The 16,718-nt window shown below is 71.5% G+C and carries 18 protein-coding genes and 2 riboswitches; of the genes, 9 read left to right on the top strand and 9 right to left on the bottom strand.

Translation table 11 applies throughout. From position 1 onward, the window contains the following. Positions 1 to 5 precede the first annotated feature (5 nt). Both OG371_RS11405 and OG371_RS11400 read right to left on the bottom strand, forming a co-directional pair. Complete coding sequence (locus OG371_RS11405; RefSeq protein WP_329068325.1) at positions 6 to 995, bottom strand: N-acetylglucosamine kinase; 990 nt, start codon at positions 993 to 995, stop codon at positions 6 to 8. Next, positions 992 to 2,035, bottom strand: a complete 1,044-nt coding sequence (locus OG371_RS11400) for an SIS domain-containing protein (protein ID WP_329068323.1) — start codon at positions 2,033 to 2,035, stop codon at positions 992 to 994. Before OG371_RS11400 ends, OG371_RS11405 begins: the two co-directional genes overlap by 4 nt. Before the next feature lie 145 nt (positions 2,036 to 2,180). Here OG371_RS11400 and OG371_RS11395 point away from each other — a divergent pair, with 145 nt between their 5' ends. Both OG371_RS11395 and OG371_RS11390 read left to right on the top strand, forming a co-directional pair. Beyond that, a complete protein-coding gene (locus OG371_RS11395) occupies positions 2,181 to 2,936 on the top strand; it encodes a GntR family transcriptional regulator (protein ID WP_329068322.1) in 756 nt (251 codons plus the stop codon). A gap of 112 nt (positions 2,937 to 3,048) precedes the next feature. Further along, positions 3,049 to 4,575 carry an MFS transporter gene (locus OG371_RS11390; protein ID WP_329073009.1) on the top strand — a complete coding sequence of 509 codons (1,527 nt, stop codon included), beginning with the start codon at positions 3,049 to 3,051 and terminating at the stop codon, positions 4,573 to 4,575. Between the two features lie 44 nt (positions 4,576 to 4,619). Here OG371_RS11390 and OG371_RS11385 read toward each other — a convergent pair whose 3' ends face one another. Then, positions 4,620 to 5,564 carry a threonine ammonia-lyase gene (locus OG371_RS11385; RefSeq protein ID WP_329068321.1) on the bottom strand — a complete coding sequence of 315 codons (945 nt, stop codon included), beginning with the start codon at positions 5,562 to 5,564 and terminating at the stop codon, positions 4,620 to 4,622. Positions 5,565 to 5,719: 155 nt separating this feature from the next. Here OG371_RS11385 and OG371_RS11380 point away from each other — a divergent pair, with 155 nt between their 5' ends. Beyond that, the gene (locus OG371_RS11380; RefSeq protein ID WP_329068320.1) at positions 5,720 to 6,547 is read left to right on the top strand and encodes a hypothetical protein; all 828 of its coding nucleotides are present in this window, start codon (positions 5,720 to 5,722) and stop codon (positions 6,545 to 6,547) included. Between the two features lie 3 nt (positions 6,548 to 6,550). On the opposite strand, the gene thiE is transcribed toward OG371_RS11380, so the two are convergent. Further along, a complete protein-coding gene (gene thiE / locus OG371_RS11375; protein ID WP_329068318.1) occupies positions 6,551 to 7,216 on the bottom strand; it encodes a thiamine phosphate synthase in 666 nt (221 codons plus the stop codon). A gap of 30 nt (positions 7,217 to 7,246) precedes the next feature. Continuing rightward, positions 7,247 to 7,352, top strand: a riboswitch (TPP riboswitch). Here thiE and thiO point away from each other — a divergent pair. From thiO to OG371_RS11355, 4 genes are all read left to right on the top strand, one after another. Continuing rightward, on the top strand, positions 7,347 to 8,423 hold the full coding sequence (gene thiO, locus OG371_RS11370) for a glycine oxidase ThiO (protein WP_442876101.1): 1,077 nt from the start codon (positions 7,347 to 7,349) through the stop codon (positions 8,421 to 8,423). (Overlaps the previous riboswitch by 6 nt.) After that, entirely contained in the window at positions 8,423 to 8,623 is a 201-nt protein-coding gene (gene thiS, locus OG371_RS11365) for a sulfur carrier protein ThiS (RefSeq protein WP_329068313.1), read from the top strand. Before thiO ends, thiS begins: the two co-directional genes overlap by 1 nt. A gap of 2 nt (positions 8,624 to 8,625) precedes the next feature. Continuing rightward, complete coding sequence (locus tag OG371_RS11360) at positions 8,626 to 9,387, top strand: thiazole synthase (RefSeq protein ID WP_329068311.1); 762 nt, start codon at positions 8,626 to 8,628, stop codon at positions 9,385 to 9,387. 217 nt (positions 9,388 to 9,604) lie between these two features. Beyond that, positions 9,605 to 10,036: a MarR family winged helix-turn-helix transcriptional regulator gene (locus OG371_RS11355; protein ID WP_329068309.1), complete on the top strand. Its 432-nt coding sequence runs from the start codon at positions 9,605 to 9,607 to the stop codon at positions 10,034 to 10,036. On the opposite strand, the gene thiD (OG371_RS11350) is transcribed toward OG371_RS11355, so the two are convergent. Beyond that, the gene (gene thiD, locus OG371_RS11350; RefSeq protein ID WP_329068307.1) at positions 10,033 to 10,866 is read right to left on the bottom strand and encodes a bifunctional hydroxymethylpyrimidine kinase/phosphomethylpyrimidine kinase; all 834 of its coding nucleotides are present in this window, start codon (positions 10,864 to 10,866) and stop codon (positions 10,033 to 10,035) included. The two genes, OG371_RS11355 and thiD (OG371_RS11350), sit on opposite strands and share 4 nt — an antisense overlap. 112 nt (positions 10,867 to 10,978) lie before the next feature. Between thiD (OG371_RS11350) and OG371_RS11345 the strand changes: the two genes are divergently transcribed. Next, the gene (locus OG371_RS11345) at positions 10,979 to 11,998 is read left to right on the top strand and encodes a phosphatidylinositol-specific phospholipase C domain-containing protein (protein ID WP_329068305.1); all 1,020 of its coding nucleotides are present in this window, start codon (positions 10,979 to 10,981) and stop codon (positions 11,996 to 11,998) included. A gap of 55 nt (positions 11,999 to 12,053) precedes the next feature. On the opposite strand, the gene OG371_RS11340 is transcribed toward OG371_RS11345, so the two are convergent. Then, positions 12,054 to 12,980, bottom strand: coding sequence for an NADP-dependent oxidoreductase (locus OG371_RS11340; protein ID WP_329068303.1), 927 nt, complete (start codon positions 12,978 to 12,980; stop codon positions 12,054 to 12,056). Between the two features lie 102 nt (positions 12,981 to 13,082). On the opposite strand from OG371_RS11340, the gene OG371_RS11335 reads away from it, so the two are divergent. Next, entirely contained in the window at positions 13,083 to 13,478 is a 396-nt protein-coding gene (locus OG371_RS11335) for a winged helix-turn-helix transcriptional regulator (RefSeq protein ID WP_329068301.1), read from the top strand. A 242-nt stretch (positions 13,479 to 13,720) separates the two neighbouring features. Here OG371_RS11335 and OG371_RS11330 read toward each other — a convergent pair whose 3' ends face one another. The 3 genes from OG371_RS11330 to thiC form a co-directional block, all read right to left on the bottom strand. Continuing rightward, positions 13,721 to 13,933: a hypothetical protein gene (locus OG371_RS11330; protein WP_329068299.1), complete on the bottom strand. Its 213-nt coding sequence runs from the start codon at positions 13,931 to 13,933 to the stop codon at positions 13,721 to 13,723. A 45-nt stretch (positions 13,934 to 13,978) separates the two neighbouring features. Beyond that, positions 13,979 to 14,797: a bifunctional hydroxymethylpyrimidine kinase/phosphomethylpyrimidine kinase gene (gene thiD, locus OG371_RS11325; RefSeq protein WP_329068297.1), complete on the bottom strand. Its 819-nt coding sequence runs from the start codon at positions 14,795 to 14,797 to the stop codon at positions 13,979 to 13,981. A 34-nt stretch (positions 14,798 to 14,831) separates the two neighbouring features. Beyond that, positions 14,832 to 16,475: a phosphomethylpyrimidine synthase ThiC gene (gene thiC, locus OG371_RS11320; RefSeq protein ID WP_329068295.1), complete on the bottom strand. Its 1,644-nt coding sequence runs from the start codon at positions 16,473 to 16,475 to the stop codon at positions 14,832 to 14,834. Beyond that, a riboswitch (TPP riboswitch) is annotated at positions 16,469 to 16,600 on the bottom strand. It overlaps the preceding gene by 7 nt. Positions 16,601 to 16,718: the final 118 nt, after the last annotated feature.

Genomic DNA, 16,718 nt, shown 5'->3' with positions numbered 1-16,718 from the left:
ATTCACTAGGGGGCGGGCCGCGGGGCCGTCTCGCCCCACGCGTCGACCGCGGCCAGCCAGGTGGCCCCCAGCACCCCGTCGGAGCTGGTCAGCACGTCGAGGCCGGCCAGGCCGGAGCGCACGGCGGCGCCGACCGGACTGCCCTCGGCGAGCACACTGCCCACCAGAACCAGGGGGGTCGACTCGCCAGGCTCGCGCGTGGCGAGCGCCAGTGAGACCAGGAAATCGGCTGCCCGGGCGACGATCTCCACCGCGGCGGGCTCCCCGGCGGTCGCCGCGGCGCTCACGAGCGGGGCGAACCGGGCCAGCCGCACGGGCGGTTCGGCGTTGGCCTTGGTGATGAGCGCGTTCGCGGTGGCGGCCCGGTCCGCCTCCGTCTCGACGGGTCCGATGTGGAAAGTCGGCTGACCGGAAGCGAGAGAGTCCACAGCGGACGGTCCGGCCGCAGCCGCGAGCACGGCGGCCGGCAGCCCGGTGAGGTCGGCGCCGCCGCGCAGTGCCGCCAAAGTGGACCGAACCGCTTCGCGGCCGAGCCAGTACGCCGAGCCCTCGTCGCCCAGCAGCCAGCCGTAGCCGCCCGCCCTGGCCGCAGTGCGGCGTTTGCGGATGCGGCAGGCGATGGAGCCGGTGCCGGCGACGAGCACGGTGCCGTCCGGGGCCGAGGTCGCCGACGCGTACGCGACCTCGGCATCGGCCACCGTGCGGACCACGCCGCCGAGCCCGATCCGCTGCCACGCCGCGTCGAACACCGCCGCGACGCCCGGGTCGGAGAGCTTGCTCACCCCGGCCATGCCGACCACGGCGGCGACCACGCCGGTCCGCCCGTCGAGCGCGGCCGCGATGGCGTCCGCGATCCGGCCGGCCGCGACCTCGGGCGAATGGGCGTTCGGGTTCGCGCCTTCGCCCGAGGCCGAGCCCAGCACAACGCCGGCGGCGTCGACCACGATCGCCCGGGTCGACGTGCCGCCGGCGTCCACGCCTACGACGAAGCTCACCGGGTCTTGGTGACCTTCAGCAGCCCGCGCGGGCTGTCGGGGTCGCCGCCGCGGGCCAGCGAGAGGCCCAGCGCGATCCGCTGGATGGGCAGGATTTCCAAGATCGGCGCGAGTTCTTCGGCCGACGGCGCCACCGGGATCCGCAGCGCGGCCGGCACCTCCGCGGACGCCGAGCCCACCGCGAGCACGTCGGCGCCGCGCTTGCTGACGGCGTCGAGCACCTCGGCCATCGCGTGGCCGCCCTGCCCGGCGCTGGTGACCGCGAGCACCGCGGTCTCGCCGTCGACCGCCGCGACGGGACCGTGAAGCAGGTCCGCGCCGCTGTACGCCCGGGCCGCGAGGTAACTCGTCTCGGCCAGCTTCAGCGAGCCCTCCAACGCGGTCGCGTACGAGTAGCCGCGGCCGGTGGTGAGCACTCGGTCGACGAAGCGGTAACGGTCCACGGCGCGCTGAACGCCTTCGGCCGCACCGTCGAGCGTCTGCTGCGCCAGCTCGCCCAGCTTCTCCGCGTCGGCACCCTTGCCGCCGCGGATGGCGTCGATGAACAGGTACAGCGCGAGCAACGTCGCGGAGTACGTCTTGGTCGCCGCGACGGCTTTCTCGACGCCCGCGCCGATGTCCACGCCCAGCTCCGCCGCCGCGCGCAACGGCGAGTCGAGTGTGTTCGTGACGGAGACGGTCAGCGCGCCCTGCCGACGCGCCGCCTCGGTTACCTCGATCAGGTCCGGCGAGCCGCCGCTCTGGCTTACGGTGACGAAGAGCACGTCACGCAGATCCGGGCGTGCGCCGTAAAGGGTTGCGGTGGACGGCGACACTAGACCGGCGGGCAGGCCGAGGAGTACCTCGATCAGGTACTTCGCGTACAACGCAGCGTGATCACTGGAACCACGGGCGGCGAGCAGAGCGAAACGCGGGGGGTTTTGTGAAATCCTTTCAGCTACTTCCGCAATTCCGGCCTGCCGCTCGACGAGCCCGGCCAGTACGGCAGGCTGCTCCGAGATTTCCGCGGCCATGTGCTCGCCGGGATGTTGTTGGGTCATCACTTTCCTCTCCGCCGGGACTCCGGGCCCCGGGTGTGCTGAGCGGCGTGCGGTCAGGTCTAGACCAATGCTAGCCGGGCGGAGCGTTTGTGGTGAAGGGTACGTTTCCTGATGGGGAAGTGGCGCGTTAGTGAGGGAGCCGTTCATGTTGGAGACATCCCCCGCGGGTGAGGCGGGGACTGCCGCGGGTGTGCGCGGGCAGCGCGAACCCAAGTACTGGGCGCTGAAGCAGCATCTGCTGGATCTGCTCGACGCCCTGCCGCCGGGTTCGCCGATCCCGACGGAACGGGCGCTGGCGGGCGAGTTCACCGTGTCCCGCACGACGGTGCGCCAGGCGCTGGCGGACCTGACCGCCGAGGGCCGGCTGCACCGCGTCCAGGGCAAGGGCACTTTCGCCGCGGAGCCGAAGCTCGCGCAGCGGCTCCAGCTCTCGTCGTACACCGAGGACATGCGCAAGCAGGGCCTGAAGCCGTCGTCGAAACTGATCGAGCTCGAGGAGCTGGCGGTCGAGGGCGAGCTGTCGAAGCTGCTGGCGATCCGCGCGGGCGCGAAGATCCTCCGCCTCCGGCGGCTGCGGCTGGCCGATTCCCAGCCGATGGCACTGGAGACCACGCACCTGCCGCTAGGCCGGTTCCGTGGGCTGCGCAAGCACATCACGGCGGGCGGCTCGCTGTACGCGGTGCTGCGCGAGCACTACGGAGTCGAGCTGGAGCGCGCGGAGGAGACGATCGAGACCTCGCTCGCCGGCCCGCAGGAGGCCGAGATGCTCGGCGCGGACGTCGGCATGCCGGTGCTGATGCTGACCCGGCACTCGTTCGCCACCGACGGCAAGCCGGTGGAGTTCGCCAGGGCGATCTACCGCGGCGACCGCTACAAGTTCGTCACGACACTGCTTCCGTAGGCCCGGTTCGGGTGCTTGCGCCCGAACCGCCGCCGGGCCACCGTGTGCGCATGAACCTGAAATGCGCCCGGTGACCGCGGCCGAAGCCACCGGGATCCGCTGGGGCACGCCGATGGCCAGGGGCGTGCTCTGGACGACGATCCTCGGCTCGGGCATGGCGATGCTCGACGGCAGCGTGGTCAACGTCGCGCTGCCGCGGATCGGCGAGGAGCTGCAAGCCTCCGTCGCGGGCCTGCAGTGGATCCTCGACGGCTACCTGCTCGCGCTGGCCGCCCTGATCCTGGTCGCGGGCTCCCTCGGCGACCGCTACGGGCGGCGTCGCGTGTACCTCGTGGGCGTGGTGTGGTTCGGCGTCGCCTCCGGGCTGTGCGCCGCCGCGACGTCCACCGAGATGCTGGTGGCGTTCCGGATCCTGCAGGGCATCGGCGGCGCGCTGCTCACCCCCGGCTCGCTGGCGATCCTGCAGTCCTCGTTCGCGCACGACGACCGGGCCCGCGCGATCGGCGCGTGGTCCGGGCTCGGCGGCATCGCCGCGGCGGTCGGCCCGCTGGTCGGCGGCCTGCTGGTACAGGTCTGGTCGTGGCGGCTGGCGTTCCTGATCAACCTGCCGGTGGCGGTGATCGTGGTGCTGATGGCGCGCCGTTACGTGCCGGAGTCGCGGGACACCGCGGCCACCGGCCACCCGGACTTCGGCGCCGCCGCGATCGGCGCCCTCGGGCTCGCCGGGGTGACCGGCGCGCTGGTGGAGGCGCCCGGCCGCGGCATCGGCGACCCGATCGTGCTGGTCGCGCTGGTCGTCGGCGTGCTCGGGCTCGGCGCGTTCGTCTGGCTCCAGCACCGCTCGCGCGAGCCGCTGGTGCCGCCTTCGCTGTTCCGCGACCGCACGTTCACGCTGTCCAACGCGCTGACGTTCGTGGTCTACGCCGGGCTCGGCGGCGTGCTGATGCTGATGGTGATGCAGCTGCAGGTCTCGCTGGGCTACTCGCCGACCGCGGCCGGGCTCGCCGGGCTGCCGATCACGATCATCATGCTGCTGCTCTCGGGCCGCTCCGGCGCGCTCGCGCAGCGCATCGGGCCGCGGCTGCAGCTGGTCGTCGGCCCGATCGTGGTGGGGGCCGGGATGCTGCTGCTGATGCGCGTCGAACCCGGCTCGTCCTACCTCGGCTCGGTGCTGCCCGCCGTGGTCGTGTTCGGCCTCGGCCTGGCGACGGTGGTGGCCCCGGTGACCGCGACGGTGCTCGCGGCGGCCCCGGACCGCTACGCCGGCGTCGCCTCGGGGGTCAACAACGCGATCGCCCGATCGGGTGGACTTCTGGCAGTGGCCGTGCTGCCCGCCGCGGCCGGGCTGACGGGTTCCGCCTACCGCGACCCGGTCGCGCTGACCGCGGGCTGGCGGATGGCCCTGCTCATCTGCGCCGTGCTGGCGGTAGCGGGCGGCCTCATCGCGTTGGGGATTCACAACGGCGTGCTCGGCGCCGGGGCCGGCGAGACCGGCTCTGCCGACGCCGACACCGCGGTCGCCGAGGACACCGGGCCGGCCACGGCCCATCCGGCCGAGGAGTCGCCGCACCCGGGCGACTGCTTCCACTGCGGCGTCGAAGGCCCGCCGACCTACATCCGCCCGGTGAAGAGCTCGTGAGTGTTCATGACGGTTAGAACCGGCATGAACACTCACGAGCCTGGTTACGCGAGCAGCTCCGCCAGCAGCGCGGGGTCGATGTTCCCGCCGGAGACCACGGCCACCGTGCGCCCGCCCGGCAGCTCGCCGGCGTGGTGCAGGAACGCGGCGGCGGCGGTCGCCCCGCTCGGCTCGGCGATCAGCCGGGCCTGCCGGGCGAGGGCGCGCACGGTGTCGCGGATCTCGTCTTCGGTCACCGTGACGATGCCGTCGAGCACCGTCCGCAGGTGCGCGAACGTGAGCTCGGAGGGCTGCGCGCGCAGGCCGTCGGCGATCGTCCGGGCGCGCCGCTCCATCGGCCACTCGACGCGGTGGCCGGCCCGGAGGCTCTCGGCCGAGTCCGCGGCCAGCTCCGGCTCTACGCCGTAGACCTTCGCTTCCGGGCACAGCGCCTTGATCGCCGTGCCGATGCCCGCGGCGAGTCCGCCGCCGCTCACCGGCACCAGCACGGTGTCGACGTCCGGCAGGTCGGCGGCGATTTCCAGGCCGATGGTGCCCTGCCCGGCGATCACGTCGAGGTGATCGAACGGCGGGATCAGCGTCAGCCCGCGCTCCTGCGCGATGGCCAGCGCGGCCGGCGCCTGCTCGGCGATGGGCACCTCCACGACCTCCGCGCCCCAGCGGCGGGTGGCGTCCACTTTGAGCCGCGGCGCCACGTCCGGGACCACGATCACGGCCGGGATCCCGAAGGTGTGCGCCGAGTACGCCACCGCCTGCGCGTGGTTACCGCTCGAATACGCGACGACGCCGCGAGCGCGGTCCGTGTCTTCGAGTGCGGCGATCGCGTTGTACGCGCCGCGGATCTTGAACGCGCCGATCTGTTGCAGGCTCTCGGGTTTCAACCACAGCTCACCGGAAACCCAGGGCTGGCGAAGCAGCGGCGTGCGCACGGCGGTGCCCGTCACCCGCTGGGCGGCCGCCTCAATATCGGAGATCGTCACGAGTCGCATGTGCCGATTATGTCAGGAGAATGTGAGCTCTAGTCCGTCCATTATGGATAGTCAACGTGGCGTCGCTCACCAATGGGCAACGAAGGGAGTTCCCCAGACGACTTACACGTTGGAACCAACAAGGGAAACTGGGCGGGGACAAGCAGATCGGGATCATGAGCGAGGAGCAAGAGAAGACGTCCGGGCAGGATGCCAAGAAGGGTTTGCGGCTGACGCCGGTGCTTGCCGCCGCGCTGGCCGCGGTGACGGCGGCACTGCTGGGCTCGACGCTCGGCGTGGCCGGGACCGTGGTCGGCGCCGGGGTGGCGAGCATCGTCACCACCGTCGGCGGCGAGCTGTACCTGCGCTCGCTGCAGCGCACGCGCGACGCCGCGCTGAAGGCCCGCTCCGTGCTGGCCACGGCCGGGCAGCGCCGTGGCACCAACGGCGGCGGCCTGGAACCGGTGGAAGACCCGGCGCAGATGCCGACCATGTACATGTCGACTCGCATCCCGGCCGACCCGTCCGAAATGCCGACGGTGCGGATCTCGAAGCTCACCGGTCCGCAGGACACCAGCGCCGGGGAGACCGAGCCCGAGCCGGCCGGTTCGTTCGTCGACAAGCTCCGGAAGCTGCGCTGGCCCTTGATCATCGGCACCAGCGTGGTCGCCACGGCCATCGCGATCGTGTTCATGCTCGGCCTGGAAGGCGCCACGAACGGCAAGGCCGGCGCGGGTTTCTACCACAGCAACCCGGGCACCAGCCAGCAGCAGAACCGCCAGGACACCGCACCGACGACGTCGCAGAACACCGCGCCGCCGACCGAGACGTCGTCCAGCACGCCGACGTCCTCGCAGGCGCCGACCTCCTCGTCCACCCCGTCGACCTCGCCGTCGACGGACAGCAACCCGCCGTCGAGCTCGGTGCCGAGCACCGGGACCTCGCAGCCGCAGACGAGCCAGCCCCAGTCGAAGGCCGCCGTGCCGACGAACGCGAACCCCTGACGGTCAGCCCAGCCGGCTCTTCAACGTCCGGGCGGCAGCCTTGGGGTCCTCGGCCTCGGTGATCGCGCGGACCACCACGATCCGCGACGCGCCGGCGTCGAGGACCTCGGGCAGCCGCTCCAGGTCGATCCCGCCGATGGCGAACCACGGCCGCGCCGGCCCGGCCGCAGCGGTCGCGCGCACCAGGTCGAGGCCGGGGGCGAACCGGCCGGGCTTGGTCGGCGTCGGCCAGCACGGGCCGGTGCAGAAGTAGTCCACGCCGTCCTCGGCCTCGGCGGCCTGGGCCTGTTCGGCCGAATGCGTCGAACGGCCGATCACCACGTCCTCGCCGAGGATCCGGCGCGCCAGCGGCACCGGGATGTCGTCCTGGCCCAGGTGGAACACGTCGGCGCCGACAGCCAGGGCGACGTCTGCGCGGTCGTTCACGGCCAGCAGCGCACCGTGGCGGGCACAGGCTTCCGCGAGCACTTCCAGTGCCGCGATCTCCTGCTTCGCTTCGAGCGGCGCGCCGCCGGTCTTGTCGCGCAGCTGGACGATGTCGACGCCGCCGGCCAGCGCGGCGTCGACGAACTCGGCCAGGTCGCCGCGGGCAGTGCGGGCGTCGGTGCACAGGTACAGCCGGGCGTCGGCCAGACGCGCGCGGATCCGGTCTCCGGTCAAGGCGGGCATGGCGGCGACGTTACCCGCGCGCTACGGTGGACTCGTCCGCACGGGAGCCCGGGACACGGGCTGAGAGGGAGCTGCCGCTCCGACCGTGGAACCTGATCCGGGTCATGCCGGCGCAGGGAGCGTGATTCCCTTGAGCGAGAACCTGACCGTCGTCGGCGGCGGTGTGATCGGGCTGTCCGCGGCCTGGCGCGCGGCCCGGCGCGGCCACCACGTCACGGTCTTCGACCCCGAGCCCGCCCGCGGCGGGGCGTCCTGGCTGGCCGGCGGGATGCTGGCGCCGGTGACCGAGGCGTGGCCCGGTGAGGAGCACGTGCTGAGCCTCGGCGAGGAGTCGCTGCGGCGCTGGCCGTTGTTCGCCCGCGAGCTGGCCGCCGAGGGCACTGACCCGGGCCTGGCCGAGCACGGGACGATCGTCGTCGCGTTCGACAGCGCAGACGCCGGGCACCTGGACATCCTGGCCGGTTACCTGCGCTCGCTGGGCCGCGACGTCGAGCAGCTCACCGGCCGGGAGGCGCGGCGGCTCGCGCCCGGCGTCGGCGCCGTCCGCGGTGGCCTGCACGTGCCCGGTGACCTGGCCGTGGACAACCGGAAACTGCTCACCGCGCTGTTCGACGCGTGCGTCCGGCGCGGGGTGGAATTCCGCCGGGAACGGGTGGAGGGCCTCGACGGCGTCGCGCCGGTGGTGCTCGCCGCCGGGGCCTGGACCGGGCGGCTGCACCCGCTGCTGGAGTCCGCTGTCCGGCCGTTGAAGGGCGAGATCCTGCGGCTGCGCCCGCGCCGCGGCTGCCTGCCGCCCCCGCCATACACCGTGCGCGCGATGGTCGAGGGCCGGCCGATCTACCTCGTCCCGCGCGCCGACGGCGAGCTGGTGCTGGGCGCGACGCAGTACGAGGCGGGCTTCGACCAGGCCGTCACCGCGCGTGGGGTGCGTGAGCTGCTGGAAGGCGCGGAACGGATCCTGCCCGGCATCACCGAGTACGAGCTGGTCGAGATCGCCGCCGGGCTGCGGGCCGCGAGCCACGACGCCCTCCCGTACGTCGGGGAACTGGGCGAAGGCGTCTTCGCGGCGACCGGGCACCACCGCAACGGGCTGCTGATGGCCCCGGTGACCGCGGACGCCGTGGTCGCCTGGCTGGCCGGGGAGCCGCCGCCGGACGAGATCGGCGCGGCCACGCCCGCCCGCCTGTTGGAGAAGGAGCGAGTCTGATGGAGATCAAGGTCAACGGCAGCTGGTGCGAGTTCCCGGACGACACCACGGTCGCCGACGTCCTCGACGCGAAGGGGGCCGCGCGCCAGGGCGTGGCCGTCGCGGTGAACGGCGAGGTCGTCCCGCGCGGCGCGTGGGCGGACTCGGTGGTGCCGAAGGGCGCGAGCATCGACGTGCTGACCGCGGTCCAGGGAGGTTGAGCATGACGGACGGGGACCAGCTGGTCATCGGCGCGCACAAGCTGTCTTCGCGGCTGATCATCGGCACCGGGGGCGCGGCGAACCTCGCCGTGCTGGAGCGGGCGCTGGTCGCGTCCGGCACGGAGCTGACGACGGTCGCGATGCGCAAGGCGGACACCGGCGGCGGCTCCGGGGTGCTCGCGTTGCTGCGGCGCCTGGGCATCGGGCTGCTGCCGAACACCGCGGGCTGCCGGACGGCCGCCGAAGCCGTGCTGACCGCGCGGCTGGCGCGCGAGGCGCTGGAGACGGACCTGATCAAGCTGGAGGTCCACGCCGACGACCGCACCCTGCTGCCCGACCCGGTCGAGACGCTGGACGCCGCCGAGCAGCTCGCCGCCGACGGGTTCACCGTGCTCGTCTACACGAACGACGACCCGGTGCTCGCGCTGCGCCTGGAGGAGGCCGGCTGCGCGGCCGTGATGCCGCTGGGCGCGCCGATCGGCACCGCGCTGGGCATCCGGAACCCGCACAACATCGAGCTGATCGTCTCGCGCGCCTCGGTCCCCGTGGTGCTGGACGCGGGCATCGGCACCGCCTCCGACGCCGCCTTGGCCATGGAGCTGGGCTGCGACGCCGTGTTGTTGTCGACGGCGGTCACTCGCGCGTCCGACCCGGAGCGCATGGCGTCGGCGATGCGCTCCGCCGTGGTCGCCGGCCGGCTGGCCCACGGTGCCGGGCGGGTGCCGCAGCGGTTCTGGGCCCACGCGTCCAGCCCGCCCCGGTGAGCGGGAGTCCACTGTGATCAAGGGCCGGGGATCAAGGGCCCGGGATCAACGGCCCCGGGCGCAAAGGGGTAGGCCGATGGGTGCGTTCGGACCGCGTCGAGTGTGGAGAGTGGTGATTTAGTCCGCGTTTAACGCGGATCGAGCACGGTCAGGCCGTATGGTTGACGGCACCTTTCCGGCGCACCAGCGGCGGGCAAAGCGGCAGAAGGAGCCAGCCGTGACCCTCACTTCGGTCCAGGATGTCGCGGGCCGGTTGTACCTCGCCGTCGGCCGGCTTTCGCGATCGCTGCGGCAGGCGGGGGTCCCCGGGCCCGGGCACGGCGCCATCTCGGCGCTCGCCACGCTGGTGCACTCCGGGCAGCTGCGCCTCGGCGACCTCGCGGCGAAGGAGGGCGTCGCGGCGGCCACCATGTCGCGCATCATCGCCACGCTCGTCGAGTCCGGGTACGTGACGCGCGAGTCCGACCCGGTCGACCGCCGCGCCTGGCTCGCCCGCGCGACGGAAGAGGGCGAGCGGCTCGTCTCCGGCGTCCGGTCCACCCGGGTGCAGGAGCTGAACCGGCGGCTCGACCGGCTGGCCCCCGAGGACCGTGAGGCCATCACCGCCGCGCTGCCCGCGCTGGAGGCCCTGCTCTCCGACGAGGTCTAACGCTCTTCCGGGGCCAGCCGCCAGAAAGCCGACACCGGCCCGATTTTCGCGCCCATCGGGTACGCGTGCTCGACCGCCTGCGAGACGAACCACTTGCCGTACCGGGCCGCCTCCACCACGGACATGCCCTTGGCGAGGCCGGCCGTCAGCGCGGACGCCATCGTGTCGCCCGCGCCGTGGGTGTGGGGCGTCTCGTAGCGGCGGCCGGGCAGCTCCACGAACGTCGAGCCGTCGAAGAGCAGGTCGACGCACTCCGGGTCGGACCGCAGGTGGCCGCTCTTGACCAGGACGTACTTCGGGCCCAGCCGGTGCAGCACCACGGCGGCGGCGTGCATGCCCTCGCGGTCGGTGACGGTCAGGCCGGTGAGCAGCCGCACCTCGTCGAGGTTCGGGGTCAGCACGGTGGCGCGCGGCAGCAGCTCGTCGCGCACCGCCGCCAGCCCCGCGTCGTCGAACAGCGGCTGGCCGTGCATCGACGCGGCCACCGGGTCGACCACGAAGGGGACTTTCGCGTCGCGCCCGATCTCCGCGCGGTCGCACGCGGCGGCCACGGCGTGGATGATCTCGGCCGACGCCAGCATGCCCGTTTTCGCCGCGCCCACACCCATGTCCGTCGCGACGGCCTCGATCTGCCCGGCCACGATGTGCGGCGGGATGTCGGTGCGATCGTGCACGCCGAGCGTGTTCTGCACCGTCACGGCGGTCACGGCGACCAGCCCGTGCACCCCGCAGGTGAGGAACGTGCGCAGGTCCGCCTGGAGCCCGGCGGCGCCGCCCGAGTCGGAGCCGGCGATGGTCAGCGCGGAGGGCGGGGCCGGGTTTTCAGTCATGGCACGTTCCGACTTCTGGTCTAGTCCATTTGGTCAGCTGTCCTTCATCCACAGTCCATCACGGTGGCACAGTGTGAAAGCCATTGCACTACCGGTGGGCGAAGGGGCCAGGATGAAGATTTCCTCAGTGGTCGTGGTGGTCGGCGCGCTGGTCGCGGCGGCACTGACCGGGGCGACCGCGGCGAGCGCGGACAGCCCGAAGATCTCGCACGTGACGACGGTCGGCGTGCACAACACCTACGACCCCGCGGCGTACCCGTATCTGGCGCAGGCGCTGGACAACGGCTCGTCGCTGATCGAGCTGGACGTGTGGCCGGACATCATCACGCACGAGTGGAAGGTGAGCCACTCCAACCCGCTGGGCAACTCGAACAACTGCGTCGCCGCGTCCTCGGCGGCCGACCTGTACTCCGGCGGCACCAACAAGGATCTCGAGTACTGCCTCGACGACATCCGGATCTGGCTCGCCGCGCACCCCGGGCACACGCCGCTCACGCTGAAGCTGGAGATGAAAACGGGCTTCTCCACCAACACCGGTCTCGGCCCGGACTCGATCGACGCCGCCTTCCGCGCGCACCTCGGCGGCGCCGTCTTCAAGCCCGCGGACCTGCTCGGCAGCTACGCGACCCTCGACGACGCGTCCAAAGCGGACAATTGGCCGAGCGTGGACTCCTTGCGCGGCAAGGTGCTGACGGAGATCATCCCGGGCACGGTGGAGGAGGGGAACCCGACCGACACGCTGCACACCGACGTCGAGTACGGGAACTACCTGCTGGCGCAGAAGGCCGCCGGCAAGCTGGGCGACGTCCAGATCTTCCCGACCGTGCACAACGCGGCCCCCGGCGACCCGCGGGACAAGTACACCGCGGAACTCAAGCCGTGGTTCGTGGTCTTCGACGGTGACGCCAGCGCGTGGGTCACGCAGACCGGGCCCGGCTGGTACGACAGCAACCACTACTACCTGGTGATGACCGACGGGCAGAACGTGGCACCCGCGATCGACGACCACAACCCGACCGTCGACCAGGCCAACCAGCGCGTGGCGGATCTGGCCAAGCAGCACGCCTCCGTGGTCACGTCCGACTGGACGGGCCTGACCACGGTGCTGCCGCAGGTGCTCACCCGCGGCTGACGTTCTGATGTACGGCTGAGGCCACCGCTCCCCGCGGTGGCCTCAGCCGTCTCGGTCAGATGGTGGTGAGAACCAGCTTGCCGGTCACCCGCCCGGATTCGCCGACTTCGTGAGCCTTCGCCACGTCTTCGAGCGGGAAAGCCTGGTCGACGTGCACGGCGAGCTTGCCCGCCTCGATCAGCTCGACGAGGCCGAGCAGGCCGATCTGGTCGGGCTCCACCAGGATCCCCTCCGCGCGCACGCCTCGCTGCGACGCTTCGGCCGCGGCTTTTTCGCCGACGCCGCCGGGCACGGCGACCAGCAGGCCGCCCTTGGCCAACGACGGCAGCCAGCGCAGGTCGCTGTCCTCGCCGACCAGCCCGAGGACGATGTCGACGTCGGCGGCCGTCGCGCTCTCGTCGCGGTAGTCGATCGGCTCGTCGACGCCGATCGACCGCAGGAAATCGTGCTTCGCCGCGCTGGCCGTGCCGAGCACGTATGCGCCGCGCGCCTTGGCGATCTGCACGGCGAGGTGGCCGACGCCGCCCGCGGCCGCGTCCACGAGCACCCGCTGTCCACTCTGGACTCCCGCGACGTCCACCAGCGCCTGCCACGCGGTCAATCCGGCCAGCGGCAGCCCGGCGGCCTCGGCGTGCGAGATCCCGGCCGGCTTGCGCACGAAGTGCCGTGACGGCGCCGTCACGTACTCCGCGTACGCCGCCGCCTCGCGCGGAAACCACGGCATGCCAAGGACTTCGTCACCTTCGCGCACGCCGGTCGCGCCGAAGCCCGCCTCCTCGACGACACCGGAGACGTCCCAGCCGAGCGTGTACGGCGGCTCGCCGAGGAACACCGCGTGGGCGCGCGACTTCCAGTCGACCGGGTTGATGCCGGCGGCGTGCACGCGCACCAGCACCTCGGTCGGGCCGGGCACCGGGCGGGCGGCCTCGATCACCTGCAGCACCTCCGGGCCGCCGAACTCCCGCTGGGTCACCACGCGCATCTCGGGTCTCTCCTTCTTGTTGTCGTTCGTGAACCGCTCTCCTATGCTCGGACTGTTCGTCACTTTTCGCTAGAAGGCACTTCCCGGTAAAGTAGGTACCTGATGGAAACTAGCTGCGACCAGGACGGACCCTGGGACGTCTACCTCAAGAGCTGCCCCTGCCGCGACGTGCTCGACCTGCTCGCGAACAAGTGGACGGCGCTGGTGCTCGGTGCGCTCGCGCGGAGCCCGCACCGTTTCGGCGAGCTGCGCTGGGCCGTCGACGGCATCAGCCAGAAGATGCTGACGCAAAACCTCCGCACCCTGGAGCGCGACGGCTTCATCACGCGCACGGTGTACCCGACCACTCCGCCGACGGTGGAGTACGCGCTCACCAAGATGGGCGCCGAGGTCGGCGCGCACCTCATCGCCCTCAGCTCGTGGTCCCAGGCCAACTTCGACCGCATCCGCGACGCCCGCTCGACCTACGACAACCGGACGCTGGAGCCGGTCACCTAGCGCTCAAGTGTCCTTTTCGGACAGTGTGACGGGTTCGGCGGCCGGTCCTTGCTCGGCGAGCTGCCGGACGCGCAGGTAATAGCGCTCGCCGCCCAGCGGCCCTACCCGGGCACCAGCATCTGCAGGTCAGGCCGGTCTCGTTCGTCGAATGCGCCCCAATGTGGCGTTCGGTGCGCTGGACGCACCGAACGCCACATTGGGTGCGCTCAACGCAACCAACGCCACATTGGGGCGTTTCAGGGTCAGCTGAACCGCGGGCCGATGTTCAGTTCGCGGGCTCGCAGGTCCGCGAGGTCACGGCTTTCGGCGATGCCCGGGGACGGGGTGAGGCCCGCTTTGCGGAGCAGCTTGATCACGGACGCCGGCTGGTGCGCGGTGACCAGCCGGTCGACCTCGGTGCGCAGGTCTTCGGGCAGGCTGTTCCACAGGGCGCGGGTGCTGGTTTCGTCGGTCACGGCCACCAGTCTGGCCGCTCAGCCGGCGAGCTGCCACCACGCCGGTCAGTCCGCGAGCCGCCAGAACGGCGAGACCGGGCCCACCCCCGCGCCGAGCGGGTACGCCTCCGCGACGCACCGTTCGATGAAACGCTTCGCCTCCGTGACGGCCGTTGGCACGTCCGCGCCCTTCGCGAGCGAAGACGTGATGGCCGAAGCCATCGTGTCGCCGCCGCCGTGGGTGTTTTCCGTGTTGATGCGGGCGCCGGTCAGCTCGATCGGCTCGGTGCCGTCGTACAGCAAGTCCACGCAGGTGTCCGTGTCGCGCATGTGGCCGCCCTTCACGAGCACCCACCGCGAGCCGAATTCCAGCAGGGCCTCGGCCGCCGCGCGCTGGGTGGCCGGGTCGGTGACCGTGATGCCGGTGAGCAGCCGCACCTCGTCGAGGTTCGGCGTGATCAGGGTGGCGCGTGGGAACAGCTCGGTGCGGATCGCCTCGAGCGCCTCCTCGCGCAGCAGCGCGTGCCCGGTCATCGACGCGGCCACCGGGTCGACCACAAACGGCGTGTCCGTGCCCCGTCCGATGTGGACTTCGTCGAGCGTTTTCGCCACTGCCTGGATGATCTCGGCGGTCGCGAGCATGCCGGTTTTCGCCGCGTGCACGCCCATGTCCGACGCGACGGCCTTGATCTGCGCGGTGACCACGTCCACCGGGATCTCGGTGAAACCCTGCACGCCCAACGAGTTCTGCACCGTGACGGCGGTCAGCGCGACCAGCCCGTGCACCCCGTTCGCGAAGAAGGTGCGCAGGTCGGCCTGCACGCCCGCACCACCGCCGGAGTCGGATCCGGCGATGGTGAGGGCGGTGCGCGGTGCTGTGTTCATGGCCCCTCCGCGGGAAAGAACACGTCGGGGCGGGTCATTGACCGACCACGGGCAGGTAGACCTTGTTGCCGTGCTCGCCGAACTCGGCCGACTTCTCCGCCATGCCGGCCTCGATGGCCTCCACAGTGGACAGACCGTGCTCCTCGGCGTACTTGCGCACGTCCTGGGTGATCCGCATCGAGCAGAACTTCGGGCCGCACATCGAGCAGAAGTGCGCCGTCTTGGCCGGCTCCGCGGGCAGCGTCTCGTCGTGGAACGAGCGGGCGGTGTCCGGGTCGAGCGACAGGTTGAACTGGTCGTTCCAGCGGAACTCGAAGCGCGCCTTGGACAATTCGTCGTCCCACTCCTGCGCGTGCGGGTGGCCCTTGGCGAGGTCGGCGGCGTGCGCGGCGATCTTGTACGTGATCACGCCGGTCTTCACGTCGTCTCGGTTGGGCAGCCCGAGGTGCTCCTTCGGCGTGACGTAACACAGCATCGCCGTGCCGTACCAGCCGATCTGCGCCGCGCCGATGGCCGAGGTGATGTGGTCGTACGCCGGCGCGATGTCGGTGGTGAGCGGGCCGAGGGTGTAGAACGGCGCCTCGCCGGTCAGCTGCTCCTCGAGCTCGACGTTCTCCTTGATCTTGTGCATCGGCACGTGGCCGGGGCCTTCGATCATCACCTGCACGTCGTGCTCGCGCGCGAGGTGCGTCAGCTCGCCGAGCGTCTCCAGCTCCGCGAACTGCGCGCGGTCGTTCGCGTCGGCGATGGAGCCGGGCCGCAGGCCGTCGCCGAGGGAGAACGTGACGTCGTACTTCCGCAGGATCTCGCAGAGCTCCTCGAAGTGCGTGTACAAAAAGGACTCCTGGTGGTGCGCCAGGCACCACGCGGCCATGATCGAGCCGCCTCGGCTGACGATGCCGGTGACCCGGCGCGCGGTCAGCGGGATGTACCGCAGCAGCACGCCGGCGTGCACGGTGACGTAGTCGACCCCCTGCTCGCACTGCTCGACGATGGTGTCGCGGTACACCTCCCAGGAAAGCTTTTCCGGGTCCCCGTCGACCTTCTCCAGCGCCTGGTAGATCGGCACGGTGCCGACCGGCACGGGCGAGTTGCGGATGATCCACTCGCGCGTCTCGTGGATGCGCTTGCCGGTGGACAGGTCCATGATCGTGTCGGCGCCCCAGCGGGTGGCCCACACCATCTTGTCGACCTCTTCCTCCACAGAGGACCAGACGGCCGAGTTCCCCATGTTGGCGTTGATCTTCACCAGGAAGTTCTTGCCGATGATCATCGGCTCGGACTCCGGGTGCTTGCGGTTGACCGGGATCACCGCGCGCCCGCGCGCCACCTCGTCGCGCACCAGCTCGGGGGAACAGCGCTCGCGCGCGGCGACGAACTCCATCTCGCGGGTGATCACGCCGGCTTTCGCCCAGCCCAGCTGGGTGTTGTGCGTGCGCCCGTCGGCCCAGCCGGTGCGCAGCGGGTGTAGTCCATTGTGGACGTCGATCTTGGCGTCCGGCTCGGTGTACGGGCCGGAGGTGTCGTACACGTCGAAATGCTCACCGTTCGACAGGTCGACCCGCCGGGCCGGCACCCGGAGGCCGGATTCCGTCCGGTGGTAGACCTTGTGCGAACCGGTGATCGGCCCCGTGGTCACGGTCGGCGTGATGGCGGCCTTGTTCTCCAGCGTCGTCAACGACGTTCACTCCCTACGCCGGCATTACCCGGTCAGGTTCATGCGGTCGGTGACGCCGGGTGTCCACAGACAGACACCAGTCACCCTCTCAGCCCGCCAAGGCGCGAGCTCCCGCGTTTTTTGAGTTGGGGTTGCGCCACCGACCATGCCACGGCGGGGGCGCGCGGCACAAGCCCGCCACTTTGGCGGCCGGTGGCTTCTTCACCGGATCGGACCATGCGAGCGCCAGGGATCGACGTAACA

Origin of the sequence: Amycolatopsis sp. NBC_01480, assembly GCF_036227205.1 — a bacterium.
Lineage (GTDB): Bacteria > Actinomycetota > Actinomycetes > Mycobacteriales > Pseudonocardiaceae > Amycolatopsis.
Note: the sequence above shows the minus strand (reverse complement) of the source record. Positions and strands in the feature narration are given on the sequence as shown.